We start from the raw sequence: 10,907 nt of genomic DNA, 5'->3' as shown, positions 1-10,907 counted from the left end.
CTCATTGACTTGCTAGCGAGATTATTCATCTCTTTTAAGTCGATTACTCGACTGTGCTTACTCACTCGTTGTTCAGTTTTCAAAGATCAATTTACTTTCGTTCTCTGCCGTGTTACCGAAGCAGCGAGAAGTAATATACCATATCTATTTTTCAATTGCAAGCTTTAATTTTTACATCCATTCGTGAAGATATTCAACACGTTCAGATCTTTATTTCTGCTTGCGGCCCGTTCCGTTTGGAACAAGAATCATAATATAGCACATACGATTTTGGAATGCAACCCTTGTCCATCATTTTATAAAAAGAACCTCCTAGCGCCAGATTTAACTGTCAGCTGTGAGGCTCCATGGTTTCCTTACTAAGAACTATTTTAACCTGATACCTTTAAGCAATAATTCCAAGGGTTCTCTCTCTTCATTTTCACCGCGATGATCATACTCGACTAGCTTATCCAACCGAGCAACCTGATGCCCATAATCGTACATAGCAGCGGCCACTACAGATAAACGCAGCATTCCTTGCGGATGTTTCGTATATCGATCAATGAGATCCGTCATGAACCGATCATTCTCAGCTTCCATCTCCATGCCTTCCGAGCTGATATCTTTCAGTTTGTCATCGAATTTCAACAGCACATGTTCGTGGAACTTAATGAGCTTTTCCATATGTTGATCGAAATAGTCGTCAATCGCTTCCGTTCGAGCTGCCTGAAAGTAATGTTCATCTACGGATTCAAGAACCTCTAATCCTTTATGCATAGCGAGCAGCTTTTGTTTGTATACAACAAGCTCGCGAATACGGCTGAAGCCATTCCCCTTGCCTTTGAGCCTTTTGATCTCTTCTTCCATGAGCCTGTATTTCTCCGACAAGGATTTCAGGCTGCTGCGAAGATTTTCTTTTTCCTCACGAAAAACGGTTTCCTTCATTTCATTAGAGATGACGGTGCGAAGGAGGAGTGACATTTTGCTGAAAATAGTCTGGATCTGTGCAGCGAACTGCTCCTTTGGCTTAGGCGGAAAGAAGAGAATATTTACCACAAAGGCGCATCCGATACCAATCAAACTAAGAAGCAGCCGGTTCAACGCGAACTCCCATTCTCCAGAAGCCTCCATCACCGCAACAACAGTAACCAAAGTAAGACCTATTGTTTCTTCCATACGCATTCTAAGACTGATGATAATGACAATAATACAGACAATGCCTATTGCAATGACATTATTCGAGAAAAACATACCCGCCAACAGCGCCAATGCCGCACCAAGAATATTCGTTTGCAGCTGCTCTAAAAAGTAGCGCCACGACCGGTAAATCGAAGGCTGCATAGCAAAAATGGCAGCAACAGCGGCAATGACAGGAGGAGTAAAATTAAGCCAGGCGCTTATGTATAAGGCCAAAGCAACGGCGATACCCGTTTTCCAAACACGCGCACCGAAAACCATGAAATCCCCCTCATCCAAAATATTGATTCCCTATTATCTTACACAGGTAAAGGGATTGATGCAAAGTAACTCCTTAAGTCCCTGCTTCGATTCTGCCAGTTAACTTGCATGACAGTCTCATCCAGAAGCCATACTGTTAAAGTAATTTCCATCAACTCGGCTGGAGGCATGTATGATCAAACAAAAATGGCGAATTCCGCCCACACAAGGGCTTGGATTTAAGCTCAGCAAAGGACAAACGGTTAGAATAACCGATGTAGAAGGCGAACAGGTTGCCGACTTTGTCGCCTATCGGGTAGACGATGTTAGAGAACGTTTGGACCCTGGAGTTACGATGGACGCCCTTCATAAATTGAAAGTGCAGCCTGGAGACCTTCTATATACCAACACATACAAGCCAATGCTAACCATAGTAACCGATCATGTAGGTCAGCATGATTTCATTAATCCAGCTTGCCGCAGCGAAATGTATGAAGTGCTCTATAATAAAAAGAATCATGCAAGCTGCTATCATAACCTGAATCAGGCTCTAGCCGAGTTCACAATTCCAGTCCCTGATCAGCATTACCCCATTAATTTGTTTATGAATACGATCATAGAACCATCGGGGAAAATCACCGTAGGGAAGCCGTTATCGAAGGCTGGAGATTATATTGATCTTCGGGCAGAAATGGACTTAATCATAGCTGTGTCTGCTTGTCCGTGCTCGGAGAGCGCATGTAATGGTTTCAAGTGCACACCTATTGACGTCGAAATTATGTAGGCATTCACCCAACTCTTCCACGCAGCATACTATGCTCCGAATGGAAGAAGGAGGGTTTGGAAATGGTTCATTTGAAATCCAAAAGTTGGCTGGATCGCTCAGTAAGTGAGCTGCCTGATTGGCAACAAGATGCCTTTCGCAAGTTCGGGCACATGATTGCGGATGATGAACGAATGTATCCCTGCATACCAGGGCGGCAAGGGTTTCTCACCGACAGCTTGCGGTTCGGATTTGCAGCAGATCCCAGATCTGATCAAGCAATTGATGAAACTGCGCAGCTGCTGCAGCAATACGGTGAATGCTCCCGTGATACCGGCCGGTTTGCTTCGCTTGTTATCTTTTTTGAAACACCAGAAGACATGATGGCTGATTTCACCGTGGAAGATTATGAGCAGCTCTTCTGGTCCGTCCTGAGCCGGGTAAGCACCAAAGATTCGGTTCCTTGGCCTGCACACATTCCTCAAGATCCCTCCCACCATGCATGGGAGTTCTGTTATAGTGGGCATCCGTATTTCGCCTTTTGCGGGACACCTGCCCATCAAGTTCGCCGAAGTCGAAGGACGCCTTATTTCCTAATCACCTTCCAACCCCGATGGGTATTCGAAGAAATTAATGATTCAACTGCTTTCGGTCGGAATATGAAATCATTGATTCGCCAAAAACTAGTCGAGTACGACGGCGTTCCAGCACATCCCTCACTCAAATGGTACGGTCAAGCAGATAATTTGGAATGGGAGCAATATTTCTTGCGTGATGATGAAAGTGTAGCTCCTAAATGCCCTTTTGCCTCTATGGCGATGAAAAAGAAGTAATGAAAAAACCAGCCAAGGTCTAAGTGGACCGAAGCTGGTTCTTTTTTTAATGAATCGTTGCCCGATTATTCGGAGGCATCTGTGGCATACCTTGAGCCGGTACGAAGGTATTCAGCATTTTTTGCATATCGGACGTCCCAAGTTGTGGAACCTGATAGTAGGCATTTCTATTCTGATACAAGAAAATTTCATAGGCCATCTCGATAAAATTCTGCACTTGCGAGGCTAGTACACGGCGAACTACAGGGTTCGTCACCTCAACGGAAGTCATCGTCAATAGAGAAGCATGAGATTTAATAAGCCCCAGCATATGCGCACTAATACCAGCATCCTTCACATCAGCCAGCGATTGATTCGGCTTTTTGGGCTGAGTAGGCTTGATCCCATAGATGGGTTGAGACAGATTCCTAATCATGTAGGTTTGCGTCTCGTTGTTCGGCTTTTGTCCCGTAGTAAAGCACTCTGCGGTTAAATTGTAGTGGTAAAGCGTAAAGCTGTACTGATGATCCAAAATGTCCAGAAGCTCGGGATCTTGGACGAACTGTCTGAAAATCATGAACTGATCCAGTACATTGATGGTACAAGCTAACACTTCGTGCAAATCAAAGAGCTCATGTCCCCCATGGTTCATGTTAGGGGCCATTTGGTTCATGTTGTTATACGGAGTTTGTTGCTGCATCTCGAAGTCTCCCTCATATATGGATTGGTAACTTCGATAATATGAGTTAGAATGACAGAAATTATACAATTTCTCCTATTTCAGCAGCAACGAGGACCACGTGGTTTCAAGCCATTTATCAAAATCAGAACCCTTGTCCCCCTCATACGTATCGTACACATCTGTTCTGGTTTTTTGGAGCTTTTCTTTGAACTCTTCAAAGCTATGACCTTCCGGCAGGCTCTTTTTAATGCGCACGAATACCTTGCCTGCTCCTTTGACCAAATCCCCTTTTTTCCGTGGCGGCAGCTGGACATCTTCCCCAAATGCTTTCAGCTTGCGATAAGCCAATTCTTGAATGGGATACACGGCATCGTTAGACAGGATACGGGTCAAAATATTTATGCTCTGTTGATCGTTCCATTGGCCTAGTTGTTCAACAGCATCCAGACGTTCTCTCCAATTGGAGGAACGATTCGCGGACTTTTTTAACTCATCAAAATTGGCTGGCACTTCATTGTTTACTTCTATATTCAACTGACTCAAGCTCCTTCGACTGCTGCAATTTGCGCATGTTCTTTTACTACAATGATGTTACACTTTTTTGGGGCTTAGCGCCAATGAAATGGACTTACGGCTGCAGACTTCGAAAAAACAGCTCAAAACTGACTGCCATTTGGGTATTGAGCTTATCATCGCCCATCCCCATTCCCCAGGTAATGAGTACGCCCATATAAGTTTGAATGGCTTGATCCGCAATCATTTCTGCCGGGAAGACAGTTGAGAACTCCCCTCTTTTCTGAGCTTCTTCTATTAGGGGAATGAGCACTACTTTCAGTTCTTCCAACATCTCCAGCTGATTGGACAGTGACTTCTCGTTACTAAGATTGCTTTGAAATAACGCCCGAGCAAGCTGTCTAGTATAAGGCACGAGCCTTACCAATTCTATAAGGAACTCCCGCAAATGTGGGAGAATCGGTCCACTTTTATCCTTCAGCTTAACGAACTCGGTCGACGCCCAGAATGTCTGAATATCACAGAACACTTCTTCTTTTGTAGCAAAATAGTTAAAAAACGTTCCCTTCGCAACACCAGCTCGTTCCGTAATCTGATGAACCGTTGTTTCTTCGTAACCTTGCTCCGCAAATAGTTCGAGCGCTGTGTCTATGATTTTTTTGCGCGTTGCCCGCTTTTTTTCCTCACGGTTCATTGGGTCATCTCCGTTTATCGCTAATGTATACGCTGTATGTTCCAAGTATAGTGGAAACGACAGGTTTGTTCAATTTATAAAATGACCAGTAGTATAATATTAATTAGATACACGACTTTATATAAAGAGGTATTTTGCGTTTTATGCTATTAAACATGCTTTAATTACCCTCGTAAAATTATGACCATAAGTCCAATTATTATCTTGACCGTGGGTCAATTTTGAGTTATAACTACACTTAGAAAATGCTTTTTAAAGGTCGATAGGAGGCTGTACCTGTATGATTGAAAAGTGGATTAAAGTCTTAGCAAAAACAAAATGGCTCGTAGTAGTCATTTGGCTGGCCATTGCCGTAGGCTCAGTGCTAGTACTGCCTGACCTCGGACAAATCGTCAGACAAACGGAGTCGAAATTCCTGCCAGCAGACGCGCAATCCGCGCAAGCGCAGACGATTCTTGAGCAGATGGATCCGAATCGAAAATCGAAATCTAACGCCATCGTCGTTGTTCAGCGAGAAAGCAAACTGAGCGAACAAGATCAAGATTGGATCAAAAGTAGGATTACCGAGCTTAAAAGCGAGCAAGATGCGCTAGGCATCGTTACCGTCCTCTCCGCTTTTGATGACCCTTCACTGGCACAAAAATTTATAAGCAGTGACGGTACGACAGAACTTGTGATTGTTGAGTTCCCACATGAAGTTCAGCAAGCAACTACATCCGATAGTGTGAAGCATCTAAAGGAGAAATTTAATTCGCCACCGAATGGAGTGTCCGTTGAATTCACGGGTAGCGCCCCTATTTTCATGGATTACACGACTTCGACCAATGAAGGACTAAAGAAAACCGAGATTCTGACCCTCGTGCTTGTCTTAGGAATTCTCTTGTTCGTTTTCCGCTCTCCGATTGCGCCGTTCATTCCACTGCTCACCATTGGGATCGCCTTTATTCTGACTCGCGGCTTAGTTGCCTGGTCCACGAAAGCAGGAATCCCGGTATCCACTTTTACAGAAACATTTCTGATTGCCGTACTGTTCGGTGCTGGAACTGACTACTGCATTCTGTTAATTCACCGCTTCCGCGAGGAAATGGCCAAGACAACCGATCGAGTTACCGCATTGCTGCGCACGACGCAAACGGTAGGAAATACCGTTCTATTTTCCGGGAGTACCGTATTCATTGCCTTCTTCTTGATCGGCTTCGCCAAATTCGGCTTATACCAATCAGCAGTTGGTGTGTCTATTGGTATTGCAGTCACGCTGCTTGCTGCAGTCACCTTGACCCCGGCTCTGATGCTTATTCTGGGTCCAGCTATGTACTGGCCTGTAAAAGTAAAAGCCGGCGCCGCACACGGCGACTCGAAGTTATGGGGAGCTATGGCTCGTTTATCCGCCAAGAGACCAATTGCGGTGCTGCTTGTTTGTATGCTGCTGCTTACGCCCTTCATTTTCCTATTCCAAGGGAACCGTTCATTTGACGATCTTGCGGAAATCAATCCAAGTATTAGTGCGGTTAAGGGGTTCAGAGAAGTTGAAGCGAAATTCAGCAGCGGCGAGGTGCTGCCAACAACGATAGCAATTACCTCCAAGAGCACAATGAGAACGCCCGAAGGACTGGCCGCTATTGAGAAAGCGAGCCAAGCTGCAAGCCAAATCGCTAACGTTAAAGAAGTGCGAAGCGCTGCAAGACCACTCGGCAAACAGATAGCTGAGCTTACCGTTCCGAACCAACTTGAACAAACCAATAAAGGCCTGACGGAGCTGCGCTCTGGGATTAACCAGGTTAACGACGGCTTCAAAAAAGCACAGTCCCAGCTTGAGACTCAGTCAAGTGACGTAACGAAATTAACGCAAGGCGCTGAGGAAATTGCTCAGAAGCTTACTGATGTACAGAGTGGGCTAAAGCAAGTGTCCGGAGGAATTAACCAGTCGGGGCAAGGTGCTCAGCAGCTCGCTAAAGCATCGGAGCAATTACAAGGAACCGCCGCATCCATGGGCGATGACTTATCTAAGCTTGTGCATGAGTACCCTGAGCTTGCTAACAGTACGACTTATCAAACCTTAGTCGGCAAACAACAAGGATTAACTGGCGGTTTAGCGCAAACGGAAGCTGGCTTACAGCCCTTAGCTAAGGGTCTAGCTCAATTGGTGCCTTCCGTCAACCAACTTTCCGGCGGCATCGGCCAATTAGCTGACGGTCAAAAACAAGTAAGCGGCGGTATTCAACAGCTCGAAAGCGGACTTGTCCAATTTTCTACGGGATTGGGAGAAGGCACTGGTGCTTTAACAAAGGTATCCGATGGCATTCATCAAGTTGTTGAAGTCCAAAAAGGGATTGCCGACAACAGTTCCAAACAAATCGCGGGTTGGAATCTACCCCAAGAAGTATTGGAGCAAGATGAGTTTAAAAAGTCCTTAGACTTCTATATGTCAGAGGACGGCAAAATTGCCAAGCTCGAGGTTGTCCTAGCCATCAATCCATACTCCAAAGAAGCCATGAGTAAAATGGATGAAATAAGGAGTTCAGTGATCAGCAGTTTAAATGGTACTGCGCTTTCTAAGGCCGATATTAAATTGGCTGGCCAAACGGCGAATTATCATGAGCTGGATCATATTTCACAGAATGACTTTTACCGTACTGGCGGCTTCGTTTTGATAGGAATTTACCTGGTTCTAGCTCTTCTGCTCCGCTCACTGCTCATGCCTCTATACATTCTGCTCTCACTAGTCTTTAACTACCTGGTTACTATGGGTATTGTCGAATTTATTTTTGTGAAACTTCTAGGCTTCGATGGTTTATCCTGGACCGTGTCCTTCTTCGTGTTCTTGATCATCGTTGCATTGGGAGTGGATTACAGCATCTTCCTCATGGCAAGATTCAAAGAGGAGTACCGCCCGGGCCGCATAATCGAAGCGATGGGCAAAGCGATGACGACAACAGGCGGCGTTATTATGTCTGCCGCACTTATCATGGGCGGCACGTTTGCGGCGCTTATGTTCTCAGGCGTGCATACGCTCCTGCAGCTGGGTGCCGGCATTACCATTGGATTAGCCATCTACACAACTGTGTTTATGGGGCTAATCGTTCCCTCACTGGCGGTGCTCTTCGGAGAAGCCAATTGGTGGCCTTTCTCACGCAGAAACTCTTCTGCAGGGGAGAAAGCAGCTCACGCTGTGGATCCTGTGACACAGCATTAACGTTCAAAAGCCTGAGGCAGGATCGCCTCAGGCTTTTTCGTTTTGCTTTTATTAAGTATCGAGCTAGCTTGAGCCTACGACAATCCCCCTGCAGTACTTGCAAACTGCCGCGTCGATTTCAATTTCCTCATTGCAGTAGGAGCACTCCTTATGTGTTTTCACTGCTGTTGACTCTACCGCCGTTTTCTTCCTCGTGCTAGCCAAGATTAACAAACCGATAACAACGATGACAACGACGATTATCCAAAAAACCATACCGAAACACCTCCTAGTTGATAATCAACTTTTGATGAATCCGTATATGTATATTCGCCTATGCTTGTCTGTTTGTCTTAGTCCTTATTCTAAAATAATAAATGACGAGAAAGAGGCCGTTCAGGACTCGTCTGAATATCAAAATGATTACTACTAGGGGAACTACAGGGCACTATTCTGCGGAAATGAAGAGATTTAGGTATCTGTAGGGAACTACAGGCTCCTATTTCGGCTAAATGGGCTCACATGCTGCCCAGTATAGTAAAATAGAGGACCGTAGTCCCGCTGCTTAGCTGAAAACGCCAATTTCGCTGAAATAGCGTCCTGGAGTTCTCTTATTTGCGAAGTGGCTTCTCTTCCCGCTCAAAACAAAAAGATCACCCTAAGGTGATCTTTTTGTTTAAAGCGGGTGATGGGAATCGAACCCACGCTACCAGCTTGGAAGGCTGAAGTTCTACCATTGAACTACACCCGCATGATGTAAAAAGTCGGGATGACACGATTTGAACATGCGACCCCCTGCTCCCAAAGCAGGTGCTCTACCAAGCTGAGCTACATCCCGAAAAATACCGGCGAGAGGACTCGAACCTCCACTCGTTAGAACTCGATTTTGAGTCGAGCGCGTCTGCCATTCCGCCACGCCGGCTTATGTGGCGCGCCCTGAGAGATTCGAACTCCCGACCTTTTGATTCGTAGTCAAATACTCTATCCAGCTGAGCTAAGGGCGCGTATGAAATTGAAGTAAATAATGCCGAAGACCGGACTTGAACCGGTACGATAGTCACCTATCGCAGGATTTTAAGTCCTGTGCGTCTGCCGATTCCGCCACTCCGGCTTGCTTAAAGGCAGAAGGCGCTACCCAGATTCGAACTGGGGGTAAAGCTTTTGCAGAGCTCTGCCTTACCACTTGGCTATAGCGCCAAAAAGCGGAAGACGGGATTCGAACCCGCGACCCTCGCCTTGGCAAGGCGATGCTCTACCCCTGAGCCACTTCCGCATGATAATGGGGTTTTCCCAACGATTTTTGGGAAATGNTAGTGCGTCTGCCAATTCCGCCATACGCGCATGCTGTAAATAAGGCAAATGGTGAGTCATGTAGGATTCGAACCTACGACACCCTGATTAAAAGTCAGGTGCTCTACCAACTGAGCTAATGACTCATGAAAGAAACTGGGGATCAAGGATTTGAACCTTGGCATGACGGAGTCAAAGTCCGTTGCCTTACCGCTTGGCTAATCCCCAATGGGTAGGTAATGGGCGGACGACGGGACTTGAACCCGCGAATGCTGGATCCACAAACCAGTGCGTTAACCCCTTCGCCACGACCGCCGCATTAGAAAGATAAAGAAATGGAGGCTGATGGATTCGAACCACCGAACTCGGAGAGAGCAGATTTACAGTCTGCCGTGTTTAGCCACTTCACTAAGCCTCCATGATGTAAAACCTTTTGCAATTCTGGTGCCGTCGAGAGGACTTGAACCCCCAACCTACTGATTACAAGTCAGTTGCTCTACCAGTTGAGCTACAACGGCATATTCATAAGTTATAATGGCGGAGCCGACGGGATTCGAACCCGCGGTCTCCTGCGTGACAGGCAGGCATGTTAGGCCTCTACACCACGGCTCCACATTTATAAAGTTGAATAATGGTGGAGGCTGACGGGATCGAACCGCCGACCCTCTGCTTGTAAGGCAGATGCTCTCCCAGCTGAGCTAAGCCTCCATGGGCATGACATTCTAAAATGAAGATGGTGACCCGTAGGGGACTCGAACCCCTGTTACCTCCGTGAAAGGGAGGTGTCTTAACCACTTGACCAACGGGCCTTGCTTAATAAAAATATACCAACGGAGAGAGAGGGATTCGAACCCTCGCACCACTTACGCAGTCTAACCCCTTAGCAGAGGGTCCCCTTATAGCCACTTGGGTATCTCTCCAATATAACGAACTGGTAGCGGCAGAGGGGCTCGAACCCCCGACCTTACGGGTATGAACCGTACGCTCTAGCCAGCTGAGCTACGCCGCCATAATGTCTATTTTATAAGAAACGGAGAAGGAGGGATTCGAACCCTCGAGACGCTTGTGACGCCTACACGATTTCCAATCGTGCTCCTTCGGCCAGCTCGGACACTTCTCCTAGTATTTATGGGTTAGGACTCCCCGAACAGGACTCGAACCTGTGACAACTCGATTAACAGTCGAGTGCTCTACCAACTGAGCTATCAGGGAATATGGTGGAGCCAAGCGGGATCGAACCGCTGACCTCCTGCTTGCAAGGCAGGCGCTCTCCCAGCTGAGCTATGGCCCCATAGGAATTGACTAGAATCAAAAATAAATTGGTTGGCCCTAGTGGACTCGAACCACCGACCTCACCCTTATCAGGGGTGCGCTCTAACCAGCTGAGCTAAGGGCCAATATTAAAAATAGTCAAATGGATTTGAAAAACACCCACAAGGGGTACTGCTTGGCAACGTTCTACTCTCCCAGAACCCTGCGGTTCAAGTACCATCGACGCTGGAGGGCTTAACGGTCGTGTTCGAGATGGGAACGCGTGGGTCCCCTCCGCCATCATCACCAAA

The 10,907-nt window shown here is 46.5% G+C and carries 8 protein-coding genes, 21 tRNA genes and 1 rRNA gene; 3 read left to right on the top strand and 27 right to left on the bottom strand.

Going from position 1 to position 10,907, the window contains the following annotated elements:
• Nucleotides 1-366: 366 nt before the first annotated feature.
• The gene (locus GQF01_RS09830; RefSeq protein ID WP_161406617.1) at nt 367-1,440 is read right to left on the bottom strand and encodes an FUSC family protein; all 1,074 of its coding nucleotides are present in this window, start codon (nt 1,438-1,440) and stop codon (nt 367-369) included.
• A gap of 175 nt (nt 1,441-1,615) precedes the next feature.
• Here GQF01_RS09830 and GQF01_RS09825 point away from each other — a divergent pair, with 175 nt between their 5' ends.
• Nucleotides 1,616-2,203, top strand: a complete 588-nt coding sequence (locus tag GQF01_RS09825; protein WP_328803430.1) for an urea carboxylase-associated family protein — start codon at nt 1,616-1,618, stop codon at nt 2,201-2,203.
• Nucleotides 2,204-2,265: 62 nt separating this feature from the next.
• Nucleotides 2,266-3,015 carry a YqcI/YcgG family protein gene (locus tag GQF01_RS09820; protein ID WP_161406615.1) on the top strand — a complete coding sequence of 250 codons (750 nt, stop codon included), beginning with the start codon at nt 2,266-2,268 and terminating at the stop codon, nt 3,013-3,015.
• Nucleotides 3,016-3,061: 46 nt separating this feature from the next.
• Here the strand turns inward: GQF01_RS09820 and GQF01_RS09815 are convergent, their stop codons facing one another.
• From GQF01_RS09815 to GQF01_RS09805, 3 genes are all read right to left on the bottom strand, one after another.
• On the bottom strand, nt 3,062-3,694 hold the full coding sequence (locus GQF01_RS09815) for a spore coat protein (RefSeq protein ID WP_161406614.1): 633 nt from the start codon (nt 3,692-3,694) through the stop codon (nt 3,062-3,064).
• A 75-nt stretch (nt 3,695-3,769) separates the two neighbouring features.
• Nucleotides 3,770-4,210 (bottom strand): HEAT repeat domain-containing protein, encoded by a 441-nt coding sequence (locus tag GQF01_RS09810; protein WP_161406613.1) that lies wholly within the window; start codon nt 4,208-4,210, stop codon nt 3,770-3,772.
• A gap of 94 nt (nt 4,211-4,304) precedes the next feature.
• Nucleotides 4,305-4,883, bottom strand: coding sequence for a TetR/AcrR family transcriptional regulator (locus GQF01_RS09805; protein WP_161406612.1), 579 nt, complete (start codon nt 4,881-4,883; stop codon nt 4,305-4,307).
• Nucleotides 4,884-5,163: 280 nt separating this feature from the next.
• On the opposite strand from GQF01_RS09805, the gene GQF01_RS09800 reads away from it, so the two are divergent.
• The gene (locus tag GQF01_RS09800; protein ID WP_161406611.1) at nt 5,164-8,076 is read left to right on the top strand and encodes an MMPL family transporter; all 2,913 of its coding nucleotides are present in this window, start codon (nt 5,164-5,166) and stop codon (nt 8,074-8,076) included.
• 63 nt (nt 8,077-8,139) lie between these two features.
• Here GQF01_RS09800 and GQF01_RS09795 read toward each other — a convergent pair whose 3' ends face one another.
• From GQF01_RS09795 to rrf, 23 genes are all read right to left on the bottom strand, one after another.
• Nucleotides 8,140-8,331 carry a hypothetical protein gene (locus tag GQF01_RS09795; protein WP_161406610.1) on the bottom strand — a complete coding sequence of 64 codons (192 nt, stop codon included), beginning with the start codon at nt 8,329-8,331 and terminating at the stop codon, nt 8,140-8,142.
• Nucleotides 8,332-8,735: 404 nt separating this feature from the next.
• Nucleotides 8,736-8,806, bottom strand: a tRNA-Gly gene (locus GQF01_RS09790).
• A gap of 13 nt (nt 8,807-8,819) precedes the next feature.
• Nucleotides 8,820-8,893, bottom strand: a tRNA-Pro gene (locus GQF01_RS09785).
• A 5-nt stretch (nt 8,894-8,898) separates the two neighbouring features.
• Nucleotides 8,899-8,977, bottom strand: a tRNA-Leu gene (locus GQF01_RS09780).
• 5 nt (nt 8,978-8,982) lie between these two features.
• Nucleotides 8,983-9,059: transfer RNA gene (locus GQF01_RS09775), tRNA-Arg, on the bottom strand.
• Nucleotides 9,060-9,080: 21 nt separating this feature from the next.
• Nucleotides 9,081-9,166, bottom strand: a tRNA-Leu gene (locus GQF01_RS09770).
• Nucleotides 9,167-9,181: 15 nt separating this feature from the next.
• Nucleotides 9,182-9,252 (bottom strand) — tRNA-Cys (locus GQF01_RS09765).
• A 4-nt stretch (nt 9,253-9,256) separates the two neighbouring features.
• Nucleotides 9,257-9,328, bottom strand: a tRNA-Gly gene (locus tag GQF01_RS09760).
• 87 nt (nt 9,329-9,415) lie between these two features.
• Nucleotides 9,416-9,491, bottom strand: a tRNA-Lys gene (locus tag GQF01_RS09755).
• 10 nt (nt 9,492-9,501) lie between these two features.
• Nucleotides 9,502-9,573, bottom strand: a tRNA-Gln gene (locus GQF01_RS09750).
• A 14-nt stretch (nt 9,574-9,587) separates the two neighbouring features.
• A tRNA-His gene (locus tag GQF01_RS09745) sits at nt 9,588-9,660 on the bottom strand.
• Nucleotides 9,661-9,681: 21 nt separating this feature from the next.
• Nucleotides 9,682-9,763, bottom strand: a tRNA-Tyr gene (locus tag GQF01_RS09740).
• 24 nt (nt 9,764-9,787) lie between these two features.
• Nucleotides 9,788-9,863, bottom strand: a tRNA-Thr gene (locus GQF01_RS09735).
• 17 nt (nt 9,864-9,880) lie between these two features.
• A tRNA-Asp gene (locus tag GQF01_RS09730) sits at nt 9,881-9,957 on the bottom strand.
• 20 nt (nt 9,958-9,977) lie between these two features.
• Nucleotides 9,978-10,053 (bottom strand) — tRNA-Val (locus tag GQF01_RS09725).
• A 26-nt stretch (nt 10,054-10,079) separates the two neighbouring features.
• A tRNA-Glu gene (locus GQF01_RS09720) sits at nt 10,080-10,154 on the bottom strand.
• 22 nt (nt 10,155-10,176) lie between these two features.
• A tRNA-Ser gene (locus GQF01_RS09715) sits at nt 10,177-10,265 on the bottom strand.
• Nucleotides 10,266-10,277: 12 nt separating this feature from the next.
• Nucleotides 10,278-10,354 (bottom strand) — tRNA-Met (locus GQF01_RS09710).
• A 22-nt stretch (nt 10,355-10,376) separates the two neighbouring features.
• Nucleotides 10,377-10,465: transfer RNA gene (locus tag GQF01_RS09705), tRNA-Ser, on the bottom strand.
• A gap of 19 nt (nt 10,466-10,484) precedes the next feature.
• A tRNA-Asn gene (locus tag GQF01_RS09700) sits at nt 10,485-10,557 on the bottom strand.
• A gap of 3 nt (nt 10,558-10,560) precedes the next feature.
• A tRNA-Ala gene (locus GQF01_RS09695) sits at nt 10,561-10,636 on the bottom strand.
• Nucleotides 10,637-10,665: 29 nt separating this feature from the next.
• Nucleotides 10,666-10,742, bottom strand: a tRNA-Ile gene (locus GQF01_RS09690).
• Nucleotides 10,743-10,790: 48 nt separating this feature from the next.
• Nucleotides 10,791-10,907 (bottom strand): 5S ribosomal RNA (rrf, locus tag GQF01_RS09685).

The sequence above is a fragment of the Paenibacillus silvestris genome, from assembly GCF_009882985.1.
In the GTDB taxonomy this organism is placed as follows: Bacteria; Bacillota; Bacilli; order Paenibacillales; family NBRC-103111; genus Paenibacillus_E; species Paenibacillus_E silvestris.
Note: the sequence above shows the minus strand (reverse complement) of the source record. Positions and strands in the feature narration are given on the sequence as shown.